Origin of the sequence: Actinophytocola glycyrrhizae (assembly GCF_042653545.1) — a bacterium.
Taxonomy (GTDB): Bacteria; Actinomycetota; Actinomycetes; order Mycobacteriales; family Pseudonocardiaceae; genus Actinophytocola; species Actinophytocola glycyrrhizae.
In genome coordinates, this window is record NZ_JBHSIS010000004.1 from 20,736 (window position 1) to 42,725 (window position 21,990).

24 protein-coding genes and 3 tRNA genes are annotated in these 21,990 nt (G+C 69.3%); 23 read left to right on the plus strand and 4 right to left on the minus strand.

The annotated features are described in order from the left end of the window. The first annotated feature begins 51 nt into the window (after positions 1-51). The 5 genes from ACFPCV_RS09810 to ACFPCV_RS09830 all read left to right on the plus strand — a co-directional run bounded on the left by ACFPCV_RS09810 (position 52) and on the right by ACFPCV_RS09830 (position 1,472). A tRNA-Thr gene (locus ACFPCV_RS09810) sits at positions 52-124 on the plus strand. Positions 125-177: 53 nt separating this feature from the next. Further along, positions 178-250, plus strand: a tRNA-Met gene (locus ACFPCV_RS09815). 192 nt (positions 251-442) lie between these two features. Then, a complete protein-coding gene (gene rpmG, locus ACFPCV_RS09820; RefSeq protein WP_378055775.1) occupies positions 443-610 on the plus strand; it encodes a 50S ribosomal protein L33 in 168 nt (55 codons plus the stop codon). Positions 611-612: 2 nt separating this feature from the next. After that, positions 613-1,065 carry an FAS1-like dehydratase domain-containing protein gene (locus tag ACFPCV_RS09825; RefSeq protein WP_378055776.1) on the plus strand — a complete coding sequence of 151 codons (453 nt, stop codon included), beginning with the start codon at positions 613-615 and terminating at the stop codon, positions 1,063-1,065. After that, positions 1,062-1,472 carry a MaoC/PaaZ C-terminal domain-containing protein gene (locus tag ACFPCV_RS09830; protein WP_378055777.1) on the plus strand — a complete coding sequence of 137 codons (411 nt, stop codon included), beginning with the start codon at positions 1,062-1,064 and terminating at the stop codon, positions 1,470-1,472. The genes ACFPCV_RS09825 and ACFPCV_RS09830 overlap by 4 nt, the downstream gene beginning before the upstream one ends. Here ACFPCV_RS09830 and ACFPCV_RS09835 read toward each other — a convergent pair. Further along, entirely contained in the window at positions 1,469-2,224 is a 756-nt protein-coding gene (locus ACFPCV_RS09835; protein ID WP_378055778.1) for an IclR family transcriptional regulator, read from the minus strand. The genes ACFPCV_RS09830 and ACFPCV_RS09835 overlap by 4 nt on opposite strands. 279 nt (positions 2,225-2,503) lie before the next feature. Beyond that, complete coding sequence (locus ACFPCV_RS09840; RefSeq protein ID WP_378055779.1) at positions 2,504-3,724, minus strand: pyridoxal phosphate-dependent aminotransferase; 1,221 nt, start codon at positions 3,722-3,724, stop codon at positions 2,504-2,506. Positions 3,725-4,048: 324 nt separating this feature from the next. Between ACFPCV_RS09840 and ACFPCV_RS09845 the strand changes: the two genes are divergently transcribed. The 5 genes from ACFPCV_RS09845 to rplA all read left to right on the plus strand — a co-directional run bounded on the left by ACFPCV_RS09845 (position 4,049) and on the right by rplA (position 6,884). Further along, positions 4,049-4,121 (plus strand) — tRNA-Trp (locus ACFPCV_RS09845). A gap of 62 nt (positions 4,122-4,183) precedes the next feature. Beyond that, positions 4,184-4,669: a preprotein translocase subunit SecE gene (gene secE, locus ACFPCV_RS09850; protein WP_378055780.1), complete on the plus strand. Its 486-nt coding sequence runs from the start codon at positions 4,184-4,186 to the stop codon at positions 4,667-4,669. A 71-nt stretch (positions 4,670-4,740) separates the two neighbouring features. Further along, positions 4,741-5,631: a transcription termination/antitermination protein NusG gene (gene nusG, locus ACFPCV_RS09855; protein WP_378055781.1), complete on the plus strand. Its 891-nt coding sequence runs from the start codon at positions 4,741-4,743 to the stop codon at positions 5,629-5,631. Positions 5,632-5,668: 37 nt separating this feature from the next. Continuing rightward, a complete protein-coding gene (rplK, locus tag ACFPCV_RS09860; RefSeq protein ID WP_378055782.1) occupies positions 5,669-6,100 on the plus strand; it encodes a 50S ribosomal protein L11 in 432 nt (143 codons plus the stop codon). 64 nt (positions 6,101-6,164) lie between these two features. Continuing rightward, a complete protein-coding gene (gene rplA, locus ACFPCV_RS09865; protein ID WP_378055783.1) occupies positions 6,165-6,884 on the plus strand; it encodes a 50S ribosomal protein L1 in 720 nt (239 codons plus the stop codon). A gap of 63 nt (positions 6,885-6,947) precedes the next feature. Here rplA and ACFPCV_RS09870 read toward each other — a convergent pair whose 3' ends face one another. After that, a complete protein-coding gene (locus ACFPCV_RS09870) occupies positions 6,948-7,856 on the minus strand; it encodes a S1 family peptidase (RefSeq protein WP_378055784.1) in 909 nt (302 codons plus the stop codon). Positions 7,857-7,937: 81 nt separating this feature from the next. Continuing rightward, positions 7,938-8,744 (minus strand): hypothetical protein, encoded by an 807-nt coding sequence (locus ACFPCV_RS09875; protein WP_378055785.1) that lies wholly within the window; start codon positions 8,742-8,744, stop codon positions 7,938-7,940. 254 nt (positions 8,745-8,998) lie between these two features. Between ACFPCV_RS09875 and rplJ the strand changes: the two genes are divergently transcribed. The 13 genes from rplJ (at position 8,999) to ACFPCV_RS09940 (ending at position 21,706) form a co-directional block, all read left to right on the plus strand. After that, entirely contained in the window at positions 8,999-9,541 is a 543-nt protein-coding gene (gene rplJ / locus ACFPCV_RS09880; RefSeq protein WP_378055786.1) for a 50S ribosomal protein L10, read from the plus strand. A 26-nt stretch (positions 9,542-9,567) separates the two neighbouring features. Then, on the plus strand, positions 9,568-9,954 hold the full coding sequence (rplL, locus tag ACFPCV_RS09885) for a 50S ribosomal protein L7/L12 (protein ID WP_378055787.1): 387 nt from the start codon (positions 9,568-9,570) through the stop codon (positions 9,952-9,954). 200 nt (positions 9,955-10,154) lie between these two features. After that, the gene (locus tag ACFPCV_RS09890) at positions 10,155-11,288 is read left to right on the plus strand and encodes an ABC transporter ATP-binding protein (RefSeq protein ID WP_378055788.1); all 1,134 of its coding nucleotides are present in this window, start codon (positions 10,155-10,157) and stop codon (positions 11,286-11,288) included. Continuing rightward, complete coding sequence (locus tag ACFPCV_RS09895; RefSeq protein WP_378055789.1) at positions 11,285-12,079, plus strand: MlaE family ABC transporter permease; 795 nt, start codon at positions 11,285-11,287, stop codon at positions 12,077-12,079. The genes ACFPCV_RS09890 and ACFPCV_RS09895 overlap by 4 nt, the downstream gene beginning before the upstream one ends. Before the next feature lie 5 nt (positions 12,080-12,084). Beyond that, positions 12,085-12,921, plus strand: a complete 837-nt coding sequence (locus ACFPCV_RS09900; protein WP_378055790.1) for an MlaE family ABC transporter permease — start codon at positions 12,085-12,087, stop codon at positions 12,919-12,921. Positions 12,922-12,949: 28 nt separating this feature from the next. Next, complete coding sequence (locus ACFPCV_RS09905; protein WP_378055791.1) at positions 12,950-14,299, plus strand: MCE family protein; 1,350 nt, start codon at positions 12,950-12,952, stop codon at positions 14,297-14,299. 61 nt (positions 14,300-14,360) lie between these two features. Then, on the plus strand, positions 14,361-15,410 hold the full coding sequence (locus ACFPCV_RS09910) for an MCE family protein (protein WP_378055792.1): 1,050 nt from the start codon (positions 14,361-14,363) through the stop codon (positions 15,408-15,410). Further along, positions 15,407-16,399 carry an MCE family protein gene (locus tag ACFPCV_RS09915; protein WP_378055793.1) on the plus strand — a complete coding sequence of 331 codons (993 nt, stop codon included), beginning with the start codon at positions 15,407-15,409 and terminating at the stop codon, positions 16,397-16,399. The genes ACFPCV_RS09910 and ACFPCV_RS09915 overlap by 4 nt, the downstream gene beginning before the upstream one ends. Then, on the plus strand, positions 16,396-17,574 hold the full coding sequence (locus ACFPCV_RS09920; protein WP_378055794.1) for an MCE family protein: 1,179 nt from the start codon (positions 16,396-16,398) through the stop codon (positions 17,572-17,574). The genes ACFPCV_RS09915 and ACFPCV_RS09920 overlap by 4 nt, the downstream gene beginning before the upstream one ends. Then, positions 17,574-18,752 (plus strand): MCE family protein, encoded by a 1,179-nt coding sequence (locus ACFPCV_RS09925; RefSeq protein WP_378055795.1) that lies wholly within the window; start codon positions 17,574-17,576, stop codon positions 18,750-18,752. Before ACFPCV_RS09920 ends, ACFPCV_RS09925 begins: the two co-directional genes overlap by 1 nt. After that, positions 18,753-20,018, plus strand: coding sequence for an MCE family protein (locus ACFPCV_RS09930; protein WP_378055796.1), 1,266 nt, complete (start codon positions 18,753-18,755; stop codon positions 20,016-20,018). It begins immediately after the preceding gene. A gap of 15 nt (positions 20,019-20,033) precedes the next feature. Next, positions 20,034-20,639, plus strand: coding sequence for a hypothetical protein (locus ACFPCV_RS09935; RefSeq protein WP_378055797.1), 606 nt, complete (start codon positions 20,034-20,036; stop codon positions 20,637-20,639). Positions 20,640-20,650: 11 nt separating this feature from the next. Beyond that, the gene (locus ACFPCV_RS09940) at positions 20,651-21,706 is read left to right on the plus strand and encodes a nuclear transport factor 2 family protein (protein ID WP_378055798.1); all 1,056 of its coding nucleotides are present in this window, start codon (positions 20,651-20,653) and stop codon (positions 21,704-21,706) included. The last annotated feature ends 284 nt before the right edge of the window (positions 21,707-21,990 follow it).

Sequence of the window (21,990 nt, forward strand, 5' to 3'; positions counted from 1 at the left end):
CGTTGTGTAGTCTTCTCACGGCTCCACAGGAACGGATCACGTTCCGGATCCGCCCCAATAGCTCAGTCGGTAGAGCGTCTCCATGGTAAGGAGAAGGTCTACGGTTCGATTCCGTATTGGGGCTCGGTGAACTGGCCGCGGTGTTCGTTTCCGGGCACCGCGGTACAGGCATGTCAAGGCGGTGTAGCTCAGTCGGTAGAGCAAGCGGCTCATAATCGCTGTGTCGCCGGTTCAAGTCCGGCCACCGCTACGCGATTGGGCGAGGTGTGCCTGCGGAGAGCGCAGGCCTGCATCGCTCCGCATAATCCTGGGGGCCCAGCCCCCAGACCCCGGCCGGGGGCAAGCCCCCGGGCCCCCGGACTGGTTGCGTTTCGTCGGCTGCTTCGGCTGCTCGGTGCGTTGGTTCGGGTCCGGGGACACGAGTTGAGGAAGAGGATTTCTGGTGGCTGGTGGCAGCGACGTTCGCCCGAAGATCACGCTGGCGTGCGAGGAGTGCAAGCACCGCAACTACATCACCAAGAAGAACCGGCGCAACGACCCGGACCGCTTGGAGATGAAGAAGTTCTGCCCGAACTGCGGCACGCACCGCGCGCACAAGGAAACCCGCTGAGGGTGCCGCTGGATGCGTCGTTCGTCGGGCACACGTACCCGACGTCGGAGATCTACGAGGTCGGCAGGGCCAAGATCCGGGAGTTCGCCGAGTCCGTCGGTGACGACCACCCGATGTACCGCGACGCGGCCGTCGCGGCCGCCGCGGGGCACCCGGACGTGATCGCCCCGCCGACCTTTCCCATCATCCTGTTCAGCCACTACTCGATGGCGGACATCGTCAACGACCCGAAACTCGGCGTCGACTACGGCCGTCTCGTGCACGGTGACATGGGGTTCCAGTACGCACGGCCCGTGCACGCCGGTGACCGGCTCACGGTGACCACGCACATCGCCGCCATCGACACCCGCATGGGCAACGACTTCCTCAGCCTGCGTGCGGAGATCGACACCGAGGACGGCGAGCGGGTCGTCACCGCGACCGCGCAGCTGGTCATCCGGGCGGAGGACGCATGACGGTCGCACCGAACGACGAGCTGCCGCCGCTCGAGGTGCGGGTGCGCCGCGCGGACCTGGTCCGCTACGCGGGCGCCTCGCTCGACTTCAACCCGATCCACTGGAACGACAAGGTCGCCGAGTCGGTCGGGCTGCCCGGCGTGATCGCGCACGGCATGCTGACCATGGCGCTCGCCGGCAGGCTCGTCACCAACTGGACCGGTGACCCCAGCGCCGTCCTCGAGTACAGCGCCCGGTTCGTCCGCCCGGTGGTCGTGCCCAACGACGACGACGGCGCGCTGGTCGAGCTGACCGGCAAGGTGAAGGACGTCCGCGACGACGGCACGGCCCGCGTCGACATCACCGCCAAGTTCGAGGGCAAGGCCGTGCTCGGCAAGGCCATCGCGGTAGTCCGCCTGCCTGCCTAGGACGCGGGTGTGAGGTCCGCCGCGGCCCGCACCGTGTGCCACACGACCTCCGGGGGCACCTCCTCCGCCATGGTCGACGCCACGAGCGCCCACGACGCGGTCGCGCTGTCCCGCCGCACGACCGCACCCACGCACGAGACCCCGTCGCGGAACTGGCCGGACTCCAGCACCGGCCCGTCGCCCAGCGACGTCAGCTCGTGGTCCAGTGCGTCGGGATCGACCACCGTCCGCGACGTGAACCGCCGCATGCCCTGGTCGTTGAGGTACTCGGCGCGCCGGGCCCTCGGCAGTTCGGCGAGCAGCACCTTGCCGATGACCGTCGCGTGCGCCGCGACGTCCATCCCCACCGCCAGGTCCTCCAGGTGGGGCGACTCGGGCCCTTCCACGAGGTCGGTGATGAGGATCCGGCCGGACACGAACCGCCCCAGGTACACGGTGCGGCGGGTCATCGCCGACAGGTGCCGCATCACCTCGTGCACCTCGGGTGGCTGGTCGAAGGAGATCAGCAGGTCACGGAACCGCCGCGCCACCGAGACGCCGAGCGCGTAACCGCCTTCTGGCGTGCGGACCAGGTAGTTCTCGTAGGTCAGGGTCCGCACCAGGTGGTAGGCGGTGGACAGGTTGAGCTCACAGCGGCGGGCGATGGCCTTGACGGTGAGAGGCGCTCCGCTCGCGCCGACCTCCTCCAGGATCCGGAAGGCCCTGGACACCGACCGGACGAGATCAGACGGCTCGGGCCCTCTGTCGCGCATCGCGTCACCGTTCCCGTGGAGCCTCTTTCACCATCTGAAATATTACGGCTTCCCTCCGCGGCGCGACCCCTGACAGCCTCGACGCATGGCCGACGTCCCCGCAGCGGTTCCCGTCGCCGGCGGACGTGCGTGCGTGGAGCCGCTGCCGATGCCGGGCCGTGACCCAGCGGCACCCCGAACGCCGGCCCTGACCCCGCCGGAATGAGACCTGAGTGGCGTCTCCCAGGCTCCTCGGATGCCCGGGAGACGCCACTCAGGTCGGCCTCCGGCCTTGACGAGCTACTTGGCCTCGGCGAGCAGGGCGCCCATCCGGGTGATCCCGGTGGCGAGGTCGTCATCCCCGAGCGCGTAGGACAACCGGAAGTAACCGGGCGTCCCGAACGCCTCGCCGGGCACGACGGCCACCTCGGCGTGCTCGAGCACCAGCGCTGCCAGGTCCACGCTGGACTCGGCGCGAACCCCGCGGATCTCCTTGCCCAGCAACCCCTTGACCGAGGGGTACACGTAGAAGGCGCCCTGCGGAGTCGGCACCTCGACGCCGGGGATCTCCGACAACAGCTTCACGATCGCCTGGCGGCGCCGGTCGAAGGCGGCGCGCATCGCGTGCGCGGCGTCCAGCGACCCGGAAACCGCGGCGAGCGCGGCCCGCTGCGAGACGTTGGCGACGTTCGAGGACAGGTGCGACTGCAGGTTCCCCGCGGCCTTCGTGACGTCGGCGGGGCCGATCATCCAGCCGACCCGCCAGCCGGTCATCGCGTACGTCTTGGCGACGCCGTTGACCACGACGCAGGTGTCGGCCAGCTCTGGCACTACCACCGGCATGGACGGCGCGGTGACCCCGTCGTAGGTCAGGTGCTCGTAGATCTCGTCCGTGATCACCCAGATGCCGTGCTCGACCGCCCAGCGGCCGATGGCCTCGACCTGCTCGCGCGGGTACACGGCACCGGTCGGGTTGGACGGGGAGCAGAACAACAGGAGCTTGGTGCGCGGGGTGCGGGCGGCCTCGAGCTGCTCGACCGTCACGAGGTAGCCGGTCGTCTCGTCCGCGACGACCGGCACGGTCACGCCACCGGCGAGGCCGATGGCCTCGGGGTAGGTCGTCCAGTACGGCGCGGGCAGCAGCACCTCGTCGCCGGGGTCGACGATCGTGGCGAAGGCCTGGTACACGGCCTGCTTGCCACCGTTGGTGACCAGCACCTGGTTCGCGGCGACCTCGTAGCCGGAGTCGCGCCTGGTCTTCGCCGCGATGGCCTCGCGCAACTCGGGCAGGCCGGCCGCGGGCGTGTAGCGGTGGTTTCTGGGGTCCTTGGCCGCGGTGACGGCGGCCTCGACGATCTCCGGCGGCGTCGGGAAGTCCGGCTCACCGGCGCCGAAGCCGATGACCGGCCTGCCGGCGGCCTTCAGTGCCTTGGCCTTCGCGTCCACCGCGAGCGTGGCGGACTCGGCGATGCCGCCGATACGGCCAGAGATCCGGCGCGGGGGGACGGTGGTCTCGCTCATGCTGGCATCGTCCCAGATAGGCCGAACGGAATAGCCACCGGCCATGGAAGCCGGGCCACCGGATCGTTGTGGTGAGTCTTAGCCTGATCAGCAGTTATCCCAGGGGAACGTGACGGCACTCGGCCACCAACCGCCTGCGGTCCGCCGGTGGCGCTGAGTCGGAACCAACACGTTGAAGTTCGGGGAGGCGGACTGGGTGCTTGCGGGCCGACATCGCGGTTGCCGTACACTCTGGAACTTGGAAGTTGACGACCCCGCTCCGCGTGCGACACGGGGCAGGTCGAATGCGTCCGAATTCGTGGCGCCGAGTGATCGGCAACGCGAAGGGGTGTAGCTCAATTGGCAGAGCAGCGGTCTCCAAAACCGCAGGTTGCAGGTTCAAGTCCTGTCACCCCTGCGTCAGGCGCAAGGCCGGGGAGGACCTCCCCGGTTCCGTGAATACCGAGCGGAGGAACTGGCGTGGTTGACGACCGGGACAAGGAGCCGAGCAAGGGACAGGAGCGCCCTTCTCGACCGGTCACCGCCGCGGCGCGGCGTGAGCGCCGTGCTTCCGCTCGCCCTGCCGCGGGGAAGGAGTCCTCCGCGGAGGACACCAAGGCCGCGCGGTCCGGCGCGAAGAGCGCCGAGGACAAGGCGAAGCCGAAGGCCAAGGCGAAGTCCGACAGCGACGCGAAGCCGGCCGCCAAGACCGCCCAGAAGGGCGAGCACAAGGGCAGGCCCACGCCGACGCGGGACCGGGGCAAGGACGCACGCCCCGGCCTGTTCGCCAGGCTCTTCCGCTTCCTGCGGGAAGTGGTCGCGGAGCTGCGCAAGGTCATCTGGCCGACGCGCAAGCAGATGATTACGTACACGGCTGTCGTGTTGGTTTTCGTGGCCTTCATGGTGGCGCTGATCGCGGGTCTCGACCTCGCGCTCGCCCAGGGCGTGACCGCGCTGTTCGGCTGAGCTGCGCCTTCGCGGGCGCACCGGCACAGTAGGCGGGGTACGCGATCTATGAAAGGAAGCGGGACCGAACAGTGAGCTCCGACAACGGCGCGGCTGGCAGTGAGGAGCTGACCGGCCTGGCCGAGGACGGCGACGTGCGCACGGAGGACGTGGCGGCCGCGGAGGCGGCCCTGGCCGTCGACGACGAGGTCGCGGCGGCGGCGGACGACACCGACGACGACGCGGACGACACCGGCGACGACACCGGCACGGACACCGAGGCGGACGACGCTCTGGCCGAGCCGGTGGCGGACGACGACGCGGCGGACGACGACGCGGCCGACGCGGAGGCGGTGGGTGAGCCCGAGCCGGCCGACCCGGTCGCCGAGATGCGGGACGCGCTGCGGCGCGCGCCGGGCGAGTGGTACGTCGTGCACTCCTACGCCGGCTACGAGAACAAGGTCAAGACCAACCTCGAGACCCGGATCCAGACCCTCGACATGGAGGACTACATCTTCCAGGTCGAGGTGCCGACCGAAGAGGTCACCGAGATCAAGAACGGGCAGCGCAAGCAGGTCCAGCGCAAGGTGCTGCCCGGCTACATCCTCGTGCGGATGGAACTGAACGACCCGTCGTGGTCCGCGGTGCGCAACACCCCGGGCGTGACGGGCTTCGTCGGCGCGACGTCCAAGCCATCGCCGCTGACCATCGACGAGGTTCTCAAGTTCCTCCTTCCGCAGGTGGAGGAGGCCAAGCCGGCAACCACGGGCAAGGGCACGGCGGCCGCACCGGCCAAGGGTCCCGTCGTGGAGGTCGACTTCGAGGTCGGCGAGTCGGTCACCGTCATGGACGGGCCGTTCGCCACGCTCCCCGCGACCATCAGCGAGGTCAACGCGGACGGGCAGAAGCTCAAGGTCCTCGTGTCGATCTTCGGTCGGGAGACGCCGGTCGAGCTGTCGTTCAGCCAGGTCTCCAAGATCTGACCCGGGACAGCCGGAAGACATCCAAGCAAGGAACGAAATGCCACCCAAGAAGAAGAAGCTGTCCGCGATCATCAAGCTGCAGATCACGGCAGGCCAGGCCAACCCGGCGCCGCCCGTCGGCCCCGCGCTGGGTCAGCACGGCGTCAACATCATGGATTTCTGCAAGCAGTACAACGCCGCGACGGAGTCACAGCGCGGCACCGTGGTGCCGGTGGAGATCTCGGTCTACGAGGACCGCTCGTTCGACTTCAAGCTCAAGACCCCGCCGGCGGCGAAGCTGCTGCTCAAGGCCGCGGGCGTCGACAAGGGCTCCGGCGAGCCGCACCGGAACAAGGTCGCCAAGGTGACCTGGGACCAGGTGCGTGAGATCGCCGAGGCGAAGAAGGCGGACCTCAACGCCAACGACGTCGACCAAGCAGCCAAGATCATCGCGGGCACGGCCCGTTCGATGGGTATCACGGTCGAATAAGTCTCCTCTGAACGCGTGGGAGAGCCAGGCGCTGGCTCGTTACCACTGACTGTTAGGAACAGAAATGGCAAAGCGCAGCAAGGCCTACCGCCAGGCGGCGGAGCTGATCGACCGGGAGCGGCTGTACTCGCCGCTCGAGGCCGCGAAGCTCGCGAAGGAGACCTCCAGGGTCAAGCTGGACGCGACCGTCGAGGTCGCCATCCGGCTCGGGGTCGACCCCCGCAAGGCGGACCAGATGGTGCGCGGCACGGTGAACCTGCCGCACGGCACCGGCAAGACGGCACGCGTGATCGTGTTCGCGACGGGTGACAAGGCCAACGAGGCCGTCGCCGCGGGTGCGGACGAGGTGGGCGCCGAAGACCTGATCGAGCGTATCCAGGGTGGCTGGCTCGACTTCGACGCCGCGATCGCGACCCCCGACCAGATGGCCAAGGTCGGTCGCATCGCCCGCATCCTCGGCCCGCGTGGCCTCATGCCGAACCCGAAGACCGGCACCGTGACCCCGGACGTGACGAAGGCGGTCGCCGACATCAAGGGCGGCAAGATCAACTTCCGCGTCGACAAGCAGGCCAACCTGCACATGGTGATCGGCAAGGCCTCCTTCGACCAGGAGAAGCTGGTGGAGAACTACGCCGCGGCCCTCGACGAGGTGCTGCGCGCGAAGCCGTCCGCCGCGAAGGGCCGCTACCTGAAGAAGGTCACCTTCTCGACCACCATGGGCCCCGGCATCCCGGTCGACCCGGCCCGCACCCGCAACCTGCTGCAGGACGAGCCGGTCGCGTAGTTTTCTGGAAGACGAGGGCCGCACTCCCGCGCGGGGTGCGGCCCTCGTCGTGTCCGCTGCCGGTCAGCCGATGTCGGCGCCGACCGCTTCGAGTGCCGTGGTCACCGGCTGGAAGAACGTCTCACCTCCCGTCGAGCAGTTCCCGCTGCCGCCCGAGGTGAGGCCGACCGCGGCGCCCTCCTCGGTGAACAACGGGCCGCCGCTGTCCCCCGGCTCGGCGCACACCGTGGTCTGGATCAACCCGGTGACCGTGCCCTCCGGGTAGTTCACGGTCGCGTCCAGCCCGACGACCTGGCCGTCGAACAGCCCGGTCGTGCTGCCCATGCGGAACACCTGCTGCCCGACCTCCGCGTCCGCGACACCGGTGATCTCGAACAGTTGCCCGTCGCCGACGTCGACCGCGCTGACCGCCTCCTCGTCCGGGTCGTCGTAGGTGAGCAGGGCGAAGTCGCCATCGCCTGGGAAGACGGCCTCCTGAACGGTGGCGACCGGGGCGCCACCGGCGGCGTCCGACCACTGCTCGGCGGCGACACCGCAGTGGCCCGCGGTGAGAAAGCCCGGACTGCCGTCCTGTGTGACGACGTTGAAGCCGAGCGAGCAACGCGAGTTGCCGGAGAAGATCGCGTCACCGCCCTCGGCGAACAGCCGGAACTCCCCGTCGCTGCGCCGCAGCCTGGCCTCGTCGTCGCCGACCGCGCCGACCGCGCGTTCGAGGTCGTTCCAGGTGTCCCCGGTGACGGTGGCGTCGGCGGTGATGATCATCCGGTCGGTGCGCGGGTCGACCGCCCACGCGGTGCCGGGGATGCGTTCCTGCCGCAGGCTCGTCAACGCGTCCATGGCGGAAACGCCGTCCTGCGCGTCCTGCTCGGCGTTGGCCTGCGGCAACAGCACCGCGACAAGACCGCCGAGCGCGACGACCCCAGCGGCGGCGAACAGGCCCTTCCGGGTGGCGCTCCGATGTCTGGCTGGCAATTCGCGACCTCCTCGGTAACGGAACCGGGCGAACTGGATCCGTTCCGTACACGAGGAGACCTCAGGGGCGGTTCACCAACCTCAACTGGTCGGACCTGTCGGACCCGCGGAACCGGTCGGGCAGGCGGGCTCGGTCTGGTGACCGGTGATGATCCACTGACCGCCCTTCGAGCCCGCGATCTTCGACACGGTGAACACGCCGAGCGCCGGTCCACCCTGGATGCCGCCGCGGATGTTGTCCTCGCACGAGCTGATGCGGATCTGCTCACCGGGGACCTCGGTGGTCGTGTAGGAGGGCATCGACTCCGCGTACGCGTTGGAGTCGGTCACCTCCCCGGCCAGCCCGCGCACCGCGGCCGTGCAGTCGGCGTAGCCCATGTCCTCGGCGAACTCCTCGCCCCGGTCCTGGAAACGCAGGCACACCTGCTCCGGCACGCCGTTCTCGCCGTTCGCGATGTGGTGGTAGATCTTCCGGACGGTCTCGTACGGGTTCGTGTCCAGGATCAGGTTGTCCCTGGTCTTGCCGCCGCCGGTCTGGGAGGCCGGGAGCTGGTCGTGGTTCTCGCCGAAGAAGTAGTCGATGGCCAGGTAGCCCCCGAGGACCAGGATGGCGAGCACCACGAGGCCGGTGACGATCTTGCTGACGGCGCTCTTGAGCAGTCGCTTCGGGAGGCTTTCCCTCGGCGGTGGCGGGCCCCACGGTTGCAGCAGCCCTGGCGGGGGACTGCCCGGCGGCAGACCCTTCTCCGCCTGTTCGCGCATCAGCTCCTGGAACCGTTGGAACTCCTGGAACTGGCGCACCTGGTCGGGGGTGATGTCGGTGGGCTCGCGCACCGCGGGCGGGGGCGCGGCAGGGTCGTGCTCACGCGGGTGCTCGTTGTCGGCCACGGGTCCATCATGCCGTGTCGTACCCGGTTTGTTGGTGACACTACATCCTGTGTAGTGTCATCAGCGGTTCTACCGAAGACCGCTGGTTTCTGCCGCAAGGCAGACGAAGGTCCCGCGAGCAGGCGGGCGGCCCGCGCAGGAGGAACGTGGTTGTCCTGAGTTTGCTCAGGTATAGCGCCCCGTGCCGTTCTGCGCCGGGGCGTTCGTCGTCTCCGAGGCTGATCAGTGGCTACAGCCAATGAGAGGAGGCGACCATGGCGAAGGCAGACAAGGTTGAGGCCGTCGCTGAGATCGCGGACCGGTTCCGCAACAGCTCGGCTGCCGTTGTCACCGAGTACACCGGTTTGACCGTGTCCCAGCTGACCACCCTGCGTCGCGCTCTCGGCACGGGCACGACCTACCGGGTTGCCAAGAACACCCTGGTGCAGCGCGCCGCGGAGGCCGCCGACGTCAAGGGCCTGGACGCCCTGTTCATCGGTCCCACCGCGATCGCGTTCGTCCAGGGTGAGCCGGTGGATGCCGCGAAGGCACTTCGCGACTTCGCCAAGGAGAACAAGGGCCTGGTCATCAAGGGCGGCTACATGGACGGCCGCCCGCTCACGGTCGACGAGGTCGACAAGATCGCCGACCTCGACTCCCGCGAGGTGCTGCTCGCCAAGCTGGCGGGTGCCATGAAGGGCAACCTCTCGAAGGCCGCCGGGCTGTTCAACGCCCCGGCCTCGCAGGTCGCCCGCCTGGCCGCGGCACTGCAGGAGAAGAAGGCGTCCGCCGAGCAAGCGGCTCCCGCCGAGAGCTGAACAACCACCAGAAAGGAAATGCCGTCATGGCGAAGCTCAGCACCGACGAGCTGCTCGACGCGTTCAAGGAGATGACGCTGCTCGAGCTGTCGGACTTCGTGAAGCAGTTCGAGGAGACCTTCGAGGTCACCGCCGCTGCCCCCGTCGCCGTCGCGGCCGCCGGCCCGGCCGCCGCCGCGGCCGAGGCGCCCGAGGAGCAGGACGAGTTCGACGTCGTCCTCGAGGGCGCGGGCGACAAGAAGATCCAGGTCATCAAGGTCGTGCGCGAGGTCGTCTCCGGCCTCGGCCTCAAGGAGGCCAAGGAGCTCGTCGAGAGCGCGCCGAAGCCGATCCTGGAGAAGGTCACCAAGGAGGCCGCCGAGGCCGCCAAGGAGAAGCTCGAGGGCGCGGGCGCCAAGGTCTCGCTCAAGTGAGCTAGCTCGAACCACCGCGGAAGCCGGTACCCGACTCGTCGGGTGCCGGCTTTCGTGCATCTTGCAGGTCAGGCCCCGCCTTCACCCACCGTGAGTGACTGGGTAGCTTGCCTCCCCATGGCCTAACCGGGCAGTAACCCACACGGGACACGCTCGTTCTACGGGTAGTCGGGGATGCGAGAAGCAGAGCGGGAGGTTCGATGGGCGCCGAGGTGGTCGTCGAGGGCCTGACGAAGTCCTTCGGTCGCCAGACCATCTGGCGGGACGTCACGTTGACCCTCCCTCCTGGCGAGGTCAGCGTCATGCTCGGACCGTCGGGGACCGGCAAGTCGGTGTTCCTCAAGTCGATGATCGGGCTGCTCAAGCCCGACCAGGGCCGCTGCGAGATCAACGGCGTCGACATCGTCACCTGTTCGGAGCACAAGCTCTACGAGATCAGGAAGCTGTTCGGCGTCCTGTTCCAGGACGGCGCGCTGTTCGGGTCGATGAACCTGTACGACAACGTCGCCTTCCCGCTGCGCGAGCACACCAAGAAGTCCGAGTCGGAGATCCGCAGGATCGTCTTCGAGAAGCTGGACATGACCGGCCTGAACGGCGCGGAGCGCAAGCTGCCCGGCGAGATCTCCGGCGGTATGCGCAAGCGTGCCGGGCTCGCCCGCGCGCTGGTGCTGGACCCGGAGATCATCCTCGTGGACGAGCCGGACTCCGGTCTGGACCCGGTCCGCACCTCCTACATCTCGCAGCTGCTGATCGATTTGAACACGCAGATCGACGCGACGATCCTGATCGTGTCGCACAACATCAACCTCGCGCGGACCGTGCCGGACAACATCGGCATGCTGTTCCGCCGCGAGCTGGTCATGTTCGGCCCCCGTGAGGTGCTGCTGACCAGCGAGGAACCGGTCGTGAAGCAGTTCCTCAACGGCTCGCGCATCGGCCCGATCGGCATGTCCGAGGAGAAGGACGAGGCCACGATGGCCGCCGAGCAGGCCCAGGTCGAGGCTGGTCACCACGACGGCGGCACCGACGACGTCCGCGGTGTGGTCCCGCAGATCGAGCCGACCCCCGGACTCGGTGAGCGGGGTGCGGTGCGCCGCCGCAAGGACCGCGTCATGCGGATCATCCACACCCTCCCGCGCCAGGCGCAGGAGGGCATCATCGACTCGCTCACCCCACAGGAGCGGGCCCGCTACGGCGTCAACGCGGGCGCGACCGCGTTCCGGCCGAGCCCGCACCCGCGCGCCGACAACGGCTGGCGGAGCGCGTCCGGTGACCTCGACGTCGCCGAGCTGCCCACCTCGAACTTCCGCGACACGCCGCGGAGCGGTACATGACCACTCGTCAGGCACCGGCGAGCTTTCCCGGCGCGGGCGCGCTGCGGGAGACGGGCCGGCTGTTCGCGCTCGCTCTGGACGTCATCGTCCAGACGTTCCGGCGGCCGTTCCAGGTCCGCGAGTTCATCCAGCAGTGCTGGTTCGTCGCGTCGGTCACGATCCTGCCGACGGCGCTGGTGGCGATCCCGTTCGGTGCGGTCGTCGCATTGCAGCTCGGGTCGCTGATCGTCCAGCTCGGTGCGCAGTCGTTCACCGGCGCCGCCGCGGTGCTGGCGATCATCCAGCAGGCCGCGCCGCTGGTCACCGCGCTGATGGTGGCCGGTGCGGCTGGTTCGGCGATCTGTGCCGACCTCGGTGCGCGGACCATCCGCGAGGAGATCGACGCGATGGAGGTGCTGGGCGTCAACCCGATCCAGCGCCTGGTCGTGCCGCGCGTGCTGGCCGCGATGGTGATCGCGGTCCTGCTGAACGGCCTGGTCAGCGTGGTAGGCGTGCTCGGCTCGTACTTCTTCAACGTGGTCCTCCAGGGCGGCACCCCAGGTGCGTACCTGGCGAGCTTCTCGGCGCTGGCGCAGCTGCCGGACCTGTGGATCTCCGAGATCAAGGCACTGATCTTCGGCTTCATCGCCGGTGTGGTCGCCGCCTACCGCGGGCTCAACCCGAAGGGCGGGCCGAAGGGGGTCGGCGACGCGGTCAACCAGTCCGTGGTGATCACGTTCCTGCTGCTGTTCTTCGTGAACTTCGTGCTCACCGCCGTGTACCTGTCCGTGGTTCCGCAGAAGGGCAGCTGAGGGACATGGCGATCGGAGACACCGCGCGACGGGTGGCGAACGCGCCGCTGAACTGGCTGGACACGCTGGGCGATCAGCTGTCGTTCTACCTGCGCGCGCTCGGGTGGATCCCCCGCACGCTGCGCAGGTACATGCGCGAGACCATGCGCATCCTCGCCGAGGTCAGCTTCGGCTCCGGCGCGCTCGCGGTCATCGGCGGCACCATCGGCGTGATGGTCGGCATGACCGTGTTCACCGGCACCGTCGTCGGCCTGCAGGGCTACGCGGCGCTGGACCAGATCGGCACGGCCGCGTTCTCCGGCTTCGCGTCGGCCTACATCAACACCCGCGAGGTCGCGCCGCTGGTCGCGGGCCTGGCGTTGTCGGCGACGGTCGGCGCGGGCTTCACCGCACAGCTCGGCGCGATGCGGATCTCCGAGGAGATCGACGCGCTGGAAGTCATGGGCGTGCCAAGCCTGCCGTTCCTGGTGACCACGCGGATCATCGCGGGCTTCATCGCGGTGATCCCGCTGTACATCATCGGGTTGCTGTCGAGCTATCTCGCGTCCCGCACGATCGTCGTCTACTTCTACGGCCAGTCGGCGGGCACCTACGACCACTACTTCAACCTGTTCCTACCGCCGCAGGACGTGTTCTGGTCCTTCGGCAAGGTGCTCATCTTCAGCGTGGTGATCATTCTCGTGCACTGCTACTACGGCTACCGCGCCTCCGGCGGCCCCGCCGGTGTCGGTCTCGCGGTCGGCCGCTCGGTGCGAACGACGATCGTGACCGCGGCGTTGCTGAACTTCTTCATCGGCTTCGCCATCTGGGGCACGACCGTGACGGTGAGGATCGGCGGATGAGCGGAGCTTGCGGAGCGGAAGGTTGCCGATGAGGTCGGGGACGGGAGCAACGATCCGGCGGCGCCTGCTCGGCGTCGGGTTCATCGTGGTGATCGCGGCGCTGGTGAGCCTGTCGATCGCGATGTACAACAAGGCGTTCACGCCGTTCGTGAACGTCTCGCTGAGCACCGACAAGGTCGGCAACCAGCTGCAGGTCCTCGGTGACGTGAAGGCGCGCGGGCTGATCGTCGGGGAGATCCGCGACATCACGCCGACCGAGGACGGCGCGGTGCTGGACCTGGCGCTCGACCCGGAGAAGGCGGACCTGATCCCGCGCAACGTGTCCGCCCGGTTCATCCCGAAGACGTTGTTCGGCGACCGGTACGTGGCGCTGCAGATCCCGGAGGACCCCGACTCGCGGTCGCTGCGCGAGGGCGACCGGATCGAGCAGGACCGCTCCGCGCCCGCCGTGGAGCTGTCGCAGGCACTGGACCACCTGCTGCCGGTGCTGCAGGCGGTCCAGCCGCAGAAGCTGTCGACGACGCTGACCGCGATCTCCACCGCGCTGGAGGGCCGGGGCGACCAGCTCGGCGAGACGCTGGTCGAGCTCGGCAAGCTGGTGGGGGAGATCAACCCGCACGTGCCGCAGCTGACGCACGACCTGAGGGCGCTCGTCGAGGTGAGCGACACCTACACCGAGGCGATCCCGGACTTCGTCGCCGCGCTCGACGACCTGACCGTCACCTCGCGCACGGTGTACGAGCAGCGCGCCAACCTGGACGCGCTGTTCGCCGACCTGACGATGTCCAGTCGCGACCTGGAGTCCTTCCTGCGCGCCAACTCCGGCAACCTGATCCGCCTTTCCGACAGTTCCCGCGACACGCTGGAGATCCTGGCCAGGTACTCGCCGTCCTACCCGTGCTTCCTGAACCAGATGGCCGCGCTCGTCGACGCGGCCGAGCCGGTCTTCGGCGCCGGCTCCGACGCGCCCGGGCTGCACGCGACGATCGAGGTGGTCGTGAACAAGGGCCCGTACGAGCCGGGCAAGGACACCCCGGAGTTCAACGAGCACCGCGGCCCGCGCTGCTACGACCCGGAGCAGATGGGCACCCCGTTCCCCGACCAGCCGCCGGACGGCCCGCTGCAGGACGGCACCTCGCACGGCCCGCAGAACCGGACGCAGCAGGACGGCCTGCTGCCGCCGGTGAACGGTGCGGAGTACCTGACCGGGCCGAACGCGGTGACCACCGCGGACTCGATCGCGAACACCCCGGCCGAGCAGGAGTTCCTCGCCCAGCTCGTCGCGCCGGGCATGGGCCTCTCGCCGTCACAGGTGCCCGGCTGGTCCACGTTGCTGCTGGGGCCGGTGTTCCGCGGGGCGGAGGTGACGGTGCGGTGAACGGAGTTCCCGGAGTGAACCACCAGGCGCCGTGGCCGCTTCGAGCCGGTGAGGAGCTGCCATGACGAAGGGTTCCGCGCTGGGCGTCATCGGCCCGCTGACCAAGCTGCTGGTGTTCACGGTCGTCACGGTCGCCGCCACCGCGCTGCTCGGGATCAGCATCGCGAACGTGAACCTGTCGGCGACGCAGGACTACAAGGCCCGCTTCACGGACGCGACCCTGCTGCTGCCCGGCGACGACGTGCGCATCGCCGGGGTGCGGGTCGGCCAGGTCGAGGAGGTCGGCATCGTCGACCGCAAGCAGGCCGAGGTCACGTTCTCGGTCAGCGCGGGCAAGAAGCTGCCGAAGAACGTGATCGCGCAGATCAAGTTCCGCAACCTGGTGGGGCAGCGGTACGTGTCGCTGTCGCAGGGCAGCGGCGGCGACCCCAACGAGGTGCTCGAACCGGGCGACACGATCCCGCTGGAACGCACCAGGCCCGCGCTGGACCTGACCGAGCTGTTCAACGGTTTCAAGCCGCTGTTCCAGGCGCTGTCGCCGGACGATGTCAACAAGCTGTCCTACGAGATCATCCAGGTACTGCAGGGCGAGGGCGGCACGGTCGAGTCGCTGCTCGCGCACACCGCGACGCTGACCTCGGCGATCGCGGGCAAGGACCAGGTGATCGGCGAGGTCATCACGAACCTCAACAACGCGCTGACCACGATCAACCAGCGCGGCGAGAAGCTGTCGACGCTGGTGGTCCAGGTGCAGCAGCTCGTGTCGGGGCTCGCGGCCGACCGGGAGCCGATCGGTGACGCGATCGACGCGCTCGGCGGGCTGACCGACACCACGGCGGGTCTGCTGCAGCAGGCCCGGCAGCCGCTGAAGGAGGACATCGCCGCGCTCGGCGGGCTGGTGAACAACCTCAACGACAGCGAGGAGGTCGTGGAGCACTTCATCCAGTTCCTGCCGGAGAAGACGGCGAAGCTGACCAGGACCGTGAGCTACGGGTCGTGGTTCAACTTCTACGTCTGCGAGATGACGGGCGAGGTCAGCATCCCGGGGATCATCACCCAGCCGATCGAGGTACCGCTCGCGCCGTCGACCCCGCAGAGGTGTGTCCGATGAGGTCGTTCCGTTCCCGCAACCCGCTCCCGATCGGCGTCGCCGGGATCGTGGTGATCGCGCTGGGGCTGTCGGTGGCGATGTTCTCCGACGACCTGCCGATCATCGGCGGCGGCACCAGCTACTCGGCCGAGTTCAGCGAGGCCGCGGGCATCGCGGCCGACGACGAGGTGCGCATCGCGGGCGTCAAGGTCGGCGAGGTGTCCGACGTGGCGCTGTCCGGCGGCAACGTCCTGATCACCTTCAAGGTCAAGGACGCGTGGGTGGGCGACCGGACCATGGCCGCCATCAAGATCAAGAACGTGCTCGGCCAGAAGTACCTCGCGCTCGAACCGGACGGCCGGGACGTGCTCGACCCCGGCACACCGATCCCGAGGGACCGGACGACGGCGCCCTACGACGTGCTGGAGGCGTTCCGCGGGCTCGCCGAGACCACGAACGCGATCGACACGACCCAGCTCGCGGAGAGCTTCGAGGTCATCGCCGAGACGTTCAGCGAGACCCCGGACGACGTGAAGGGCGCGCTGACCGGTCTTCAGCAGCTGTCGAGCACCATCTCCAGCCGCGACCAGCAGCTCGCCACGCTGCTCGCCAACACCCACAAGATCAGCGACACGCTCGCGGAACGCGACGCGGAGGTCGTGAAGCTACTGCAGGACGGCAACCTGCTGCTCGCGGAGATCAGCCGCCGCCGCGACGCGATCACCACGCTGCTCGAGGGCACGCAGGCGCTGTCCAAGGAGCTGAAGGGCCTCGTCGACGACAACAACGCGCAGCTGCGGCCGGTGCTGACGAGCCTCGACCAGCTGACCGGCATGCTGGCCCGCAACCAGGACGCGCTCGGCAAGGGCATCAAGAACATGGCCCCGTTCGTGCGGCTGTTCAACAACGCGGTCGGCAACGGGCGCTGGTTCGACAACTACCTGTGCGGGCTGCTGCCACCGCAGATCGGCGCCGTCAACGAAGAGGGCTGTCTCGGGAGGACCTCATGAGTTTCGCCTCCCGGTTCGGCCGTGACCTCGCCAGGGGTGTCTCGATCGCGATCGTGCTCGCGCTGGTGGTCGCGCTGGCCCTGTGGTGGCTGCTGGTGCAGGGCAACCAGCGCCGGTACTCGGCCGTGTTCACCGGCGTCGTCGGCCTCTACGAGGACAACGACGTGCGGGTGCTCGGCGTGAAGGTCGGCCACGTCGACAAGGTGACCCCGAACGGCGACACGGTCCGCGTGGACATGCTGGTGGACCGCACGGTGCGGATCCCGGCAGCAGCCAAGGCCGTGATCGTGGCGCCCGCGCTGGTCAGCGACCGGTACGTGCAGTTCACCCCGGTGTACACCGGGGGGCAGGCCATGGCCGAGGGCACGGTCCTCGGCAAGGAGCGCACCGCGACCCCGCTCGAGGTGGACGACCTGTACGCGAGCCTCAACCGCGTCAGCGTCACCCTCGGCCCCAACGGGGTGAACGAGAACGGCGCGCTCGCCGACCTGCTCGACACGCTCGCGGCGAACGCCGACGGCAACGGGACGGCGCTCAACCAGACGATCACGCAGCTGTCGCAGATGGCGCGCACGCTGTCGGGCAGCGACGATGACCTGTTCGCGACCGTCGACAACCTGCAGAAGTTCACCTCCGCGCTCGCGGCGAACGACGCCGCGGTCAACGAGTTCAGCGAGCAGGCCGCCGAGGTCAGCCGGTTCCTCGCCGACGAGCGGGAGGACCTCGGCGCGGCCGTGCGGCAGCTCGGCATCGCGCTGGGCGCGGTGCAGCAGTTCATCAACGACAACCGGGCGCACCTCAAGACCAACGTCGACAAGCTCGCCGCGATCACCCAGGTGCTGGTCGACCAGCGGGCCGCGCTGTCGGAGGTGGTGGACGTCGCGCCGCTCGCGCTGTCGAACATCATCAACTCCTACAACGGCTCGGCGGGCACGCTGGACGCCCGCTCCGACCTCAACGAGCTCGCGCAGCCGCCGATCGTGACCGTGTGCAACCTGGTCCGGCAGGGCACGCCCAACGACCTGCCGCAGGTCCTCGCGGACGCTTGTGACCAGCTGAAACCGGTGGTCGAGGGGCTGGTGCCGCTACCGACCCCCGCGGAGGTGCTGACCGCGCTGCAGAACGGCGAGGCGCCGCCGCTGCCGATCCCCGGCAACCTGGCGGGGGGCAACTGATGAAGCGTCTCGTCGCGGTCGCCGCCTCGGTGCTGGTGCTGTCCGGGTGCAGCTCGTTCACCGGCATCTACGACATCCCGCTGCCCGGCGGCGCCGACCTCGGTGACCGCCCGTACACGGTGAAGGCCGAGTTCCGGGACGTGCTGGACCTCGTGCCGCAGTCCGGTGTGAAGGTCAACGAGGTGCCCGTCGGCCGGGTCGAGGACATCCGGCTCGCGCCGGACGGGTGGAGCGCCGAGATCACCATGCGGGTGAACGGTGACGTCGAGCTGCCGGCCAACGCGCTGGCGATGCTGCGCCAGTCGAGCCTGCTCGGCGAGAAGTACGTCGAGCTGTCACCGCCGCCCTCCGGTGCGGCGCGGGGGCGGCTGGCCGACGGCGCGCGGATCCCCATCGAGCGGACCAACCGCAACACCGACATCGAGGAGGTGCTCGGTGCGCTGTCCATGCTGCTCAACGGCGGCGGCGTCGAGCAGCTCCAGAACATCGCGCAGGAGCTGAACAACGCCCTGGAGGGCCGGGAGCCGGACCTGCGTGCCACGCTGGCCAACGTGGACACCCTGGTGACCACGCTCGACGAGAGCAAGGACGACATCACGCAGGCCATCGACGGCGTCAACAAGCTGTCGGCGACACTGGCCGCGGAGAAGGACCAGCTCGCGGGCGCCATCGACGCGCTGGGCCCCGGCCTTGAGGTGCTGAACCAGCAGCGCAGCCAGCTGGTGACGATGCTGCAGAGCCTGCAGTCCCTTTCGGACGTCGCCGTGGCCACCGTGAACGCGAGTCAGGAGGACATCGTCGCCGACCTGAAGGCGCTGACCCCGGCGCTGCAGAAGCTGGGGGAGGCGGGCGCGGACCTGCCGAAGTCGCTGGAGCTGCTGTTCACCATCCCGTTCTCGGACGAGGCGGTGCACGGCGTGCGGGGCGACTACTTCAACCTGTACGCCAAGATCGACCTGAACCTGCAGACCATCATCGACAACCTGTCCCGCAGCAGGCGCGACCCGCTGCAGGACGTCCCGGTCGTCGGCGATCTCGTCGGGGGACAGGAAGGCGCGGCCCAGGGCCCGCTGCTGCCGGTGCCGATCATCGGCGGCGGGGACGAACAGCAGCCATCCGGAGGTGGCGGCGGTCTCGGTGGCCTGCTCGGCGGGCTGCTCGGGGGAGGTGGCCGGTAGATGTTGACCAGGCAGGTACGGCTCCAGCTGATCGCGTTCCTCGTGATCGCGGTCCTCGCGGTCACCTACGCGGCGTTCCGGTTCACCGACCTCGGCCGCGTGTTCGGCGCCGACGGCTACACGGTGCGGATGAACCTCGACGAGTCCGGCGGCATCTTCACCAACGCCGAGGTCACCTACCGCGGCTACAACGTGGGCCGGGTGGGGGAGATCCACCTGACGGAGGAGGGCATCCAGGTCGACCTGAACATCGACCCGGACGCGCCGCGGATCCCGTCGAACCTCGACGCGGTCGTCGCGAACCGGTCCGCGGTCGGCGAGCAGTACGTCGACCTGCGCCCACGCGAGAACGAGGGGCCCTACCTGTCGGACGCGTCGGTGATCGCGGCGGACCGCACGGTCACCCCGGTCGGGACCGACACGATCATCCGCGACCTGGACAGCCTGGCGAGTTCCGTGCCGACCGACTCGCTGCGCACGGTCGTCGACGAGCTGGACCGCGCGTTCGCCGGCACCGGCGACGACCTGCAGGTACTGCTCGACTCGACCCGAGACTTCACGTCGATGGCACGGCAGCACCTGCCGCAGACGATCGCGCTGATCCAGGACGGCGGCACGGTCCTCGACACGCAGAACGCGCAGGCGGGCAACATCACCTCGTTCGCGAACGACCTGAACCTGCTGGCCGAGCAGCTGCGCACGTCCGACCCGGACCTGCGCAGGCTGATCGCCGAGGGACCGAAGGTCGCCTCGCAGGTGACCAACCTGCTCGCCGAATCCGGTCCCGGTCTCGGGGTGACGATCGCGAACCTGCTGACCACCTCGGACATCCTGCGGGCCCGCAAGGACGGCCTCGAGTACCTGCTGGTCGCGTATCCGCTGCTCAGCGCGGCCGGGCAGGGACTGCTGGCCGACGACCCCGGCCAGGCGCACCTCGGGCTCGCGCTCAACCTGTTCAACCCGCCACCGTGCACGGCGGGCTACGAGAACACCCAGCGGCGCGACGGCAACGAGCTCGCCCCGCCCGCACAGGGGACGCCGCCGGAGACCTACTGCGCTGAACCGCCCGGCAGCCCCATCAACGTGCGTGGTTCCGCGAACGCGCCATTCGGTGGTAAACCCGTGGCTCAGGACCAGCCGGTGGTGCCGCCGGGCGGTGATGGGACACAGCAGCCAGTGAGCCCGCTGGACGGCCTGCCCGGCACGGTGAGCCTGCCGGGTGGCGGCCAGCCGGGACTCGCCGCACTGCTCGGCCTGCCGGGCTGAGAGTCTGGAGAGCCAGTGACGACATCGGTGAAGCCGGTGAAGACCGAGGTGGAGGACCCGCCCATGGCGGAGACCGGTGCGGAGGGGCAGCCCGAACGCGAGAGCAGGCTGCCCCAGGTACTGCTGACCGTGGCCGTCGCGCTGGTGGTCGCGGCCGCCGCGGTCGCCGGCTGGTTCGGCGTCGCGTGGTTCAACGCGGCCAACGACGACTCGCTGGCGTACTCGCGGGTCCGGGACGAGGTGAACCGGGTCGGTTCCGCCGCGGTGGTCACCATGAACAACCTCGACTACCGCAAGGTCGACCAGGGCCTGAAGGACTGGGAGACGGTCACCACGGGCGCGCTGCACGACGAGGTGGTCAAGGGCAAGGCGACCAGCCGCGAGGCGATCGTGGCCGCCGAGTCGGTCACGAAGGCCACGATCCTGTCCTCCGCGGTGTCCGAACTGGACGAGCGCGCGGGCCAGGCCTCGATCCTCGTGGCGCTGAAGGTGCACGTCGCGGTCAAGGGCGAGGAACCGAAGGACAAGTTCATGCGCCTCGCGGCGAAGCTCCAGCGCACCGAGGACGGCTGGAAGCTGTACGAGATCGGGCAGGTCCCGTACCTGCAGCCGGGCCAGTAAGGGAGAACGACGTGCCACCGCACCGCCGCCGCCCGGCCCCCAACACGGGCCAGGCGCCACCGATCCGCCGCCCCAAGGTCGCGGGCCTGCGCAACCGCCCCGGCCGGCAGGCCGAGGACGCGACCGAGCAGACCACCGACCAGACCACCGACCAGCCCGCGGTCACCGAGGAGGAGTCCGAGCGCGTCTCCGGCGTCCTGGCGGGCGTGCTCGGCCAGGCACCGGAGCGGGCCGGGGACGAGCAGGACGAGCAGGAGGAGTCGGCCGCCCGCCGCGCCGCGGCCGAGCCACCACCGGCGGTGGCCGACGAGGACCACGGAATCGCCGAGGACGAGGACCAGGACCAGGACGAGGAGCCTGCCGAGCCCGCGCGCAAGCCACGGCCCGGTCCTGGCAGCCGCCCGGCCGGCAAGCGCCGCTCGACGGGCAGCGCCCGCCCCGACGACCTGGCCTCCGCGGAGACCGGCGCGGCGCAGCGCAGGGCCCGGCGCGAGCGCGCCGGCGCGGGCGCCACCCGCACCAGGGGCCAGCGGCACAGCGCTGCCGCGATGGTCCTGGTCGTGGTCGCCGTCGTGTTCGTGGCCCTCGCCGTGTTCTTCCGCGGCCAGGCCGACGACCTGACCAGCGGCGACACCAACACCGCGCTGACCGACCCGGCGGCGACGAGCCAGATCAAGGGCCAGCTCACCAACGCCATCAAGCAGACGTTCAGCTACAACTACACCGACCTGGACTCGACGGAGAAGGCCGTCAAGGAGAACCTGGTCGGCAAGGCCCTCTGCGAGTACAACCTGCTGTTCGGCGAGGTCAAGGAGTACGCGCCGGAGCAGAAGATCGTCCTCGACACCACGGTCCGCGAGCTGGCGCTGGTCCGCGTCGACGGCGACCGGGCCGAGGCGCTCGTCTACATCGACCAGCTGTCCACCAGGGTCGACGTGAACAAGACCGTCGCGGTCGGCGGCCAGTTCGCGGTGCAGGCGGCCAAGGACGGCGACCACTGGAAGATCACCGAGTTCGACATGTTCGGCCAGCCGCTCTTCAACGGCAAACCGGCCCCCAAGTGCTGAAAGCCGGTGTGGCAACCTTGACCGATGTGACGTTGCGTACAGTTTGAACGAGCCCGCCACGCCCGGCCCGGAGATCGCCTCCCGGTGGTCGCGCCGGCGGGTCCGCCCCCCGGCTCACCTGCGCTCACCTGCTGATCCACCGATGGAGCAACGCTGGCGTCCCGTCCGAACCAGCCGGGAGAACATGGCGCGGCATCTTGACTCAGCGCCACCTCGGAGTCACGCTATTCCCCAAGCACGCCTTCGGCAGGAGGACGGTTGAGTGCGGGCCTAGACAGTCGCCG

Excerpts from the sequence above, each read along its gene's own strand:
- ACFPCV_RS09835 (WP_378055778.1), bottom strand. The coding sequence starts at position 2,224 with ATGCGCGACAGAGGGCCCGAGCCGTCTGATCTCGTCCGGTCGGTGTCC.
- ACFPCV_RS09895 (WP_378055789.1), top strand. The coding sequence starts at position 11,285 with ATGACCACTCGTCAGGCACCGGCGAGCTTTCCCGGCGCGGGCGCGCTG.
- ACFPCV_RS09890 (WP_378055788.1), top strand. The coding sequence starts at position 10,155 with ATGGGCGCCGAGGTGGTCGTCGAGGGCCTGACGAAGTCCTTCGGTCGC.
- rplL (WP_378055787.1), top strand. The coding sequence starts at position 9,568 with ATGGCGAAGCTCAGCACCGACGAGCTGCTCGACGCGTTCAAGGAGATG.
- ACFPCV_RS09925 (WP_378055795.1), top strand. The coding sequence starts at position 17,574 with ATGAAGCGTCTCGTCGCGGTCGCCGCCTCGGTGCTGGTGCTGTCCGGG.
- rplJ (WP_378055786.1), top strand. The coding sequence starts at position 8,999 with ATGGCGAAGGCAGACAAGGTTGAGGCCGTCGCTGAGATCGCGGACCGG.
- ACFPCV_RS09915 (WP_378055793.1), top strand. The coding sequence starts at position 15,407 with ATGAGGTCGTTCCGTTCCCGCAACCCGCTCCCGATCGGCGTCGCCGGG.
- ACFPCV_RS09930 (WP_378055796.1), top strand. The coding sequence starts at position 18,753 with ATGTTGACCAGGCAGGTACGGCTCCAGCTGATCGCGTTCCTCGTGATC.
- ACFPCV_RS09830 (WP_378055777.1), top strand. The coding sequence starts at position 1,062 with ATGACGGTCGCACCGAACGACGAGCTGCCGCCGCTCGAGGTGCGGGTG.
- rplA (WP_378055783.1), top strand. The coding sequence starts at position 6,165 with ATGGCAAAGCGCAGCAAGGCCTACCGCCAGGCGGCGGAGCTGATCGAC.
- ACFPCV_RS09910 (WP_378055792.1), top strand. The coding sequence starts at position 14,361 with ATGACGAAGGGTTCCGCGCTGGGCGTCATCGGCCCGCTGACCAAGCTG.
- ACFPCV_RS09920 (WP_378055794.1), top strand. The coding sequence starts at position 16,396 with ATGAGTTTCGCCTCCCGGTTCGGCCGTGACCTCGCCAGGGGTGTCTCG.
- rplK (WP_378055782.1), top strand. The coding sequence starts at position 5,669 with ATGCCACCCAAGAAGAAGAAGCTGTCCGCGATCATCAAGCTGCAGATC.
- ACFPCV_RS09900 (WP_378055790.1), top strand. The coding sequence starts at position 12,085 with ATGGCGATCGGAGACACCGCGCGACGGGTGGCGAACGCGCCGCTGAAC.
- ACFPCV_RS09840 (WP_378055779.1), bottom strand. The coding sequence starts at position 3,724 with ATGAGCGAGACCACCGTCCCCCCGCGCCGGATCTCTGGCCGTATCGGC.
- ACFPCV_RS09905 (WP_378055791.1), top strand. The coding sequence starts at position 12,950 with ATGAGGTCGGGGACGGGAGCAACGATCCGGCGGCGCCTGCTCGGCGTC.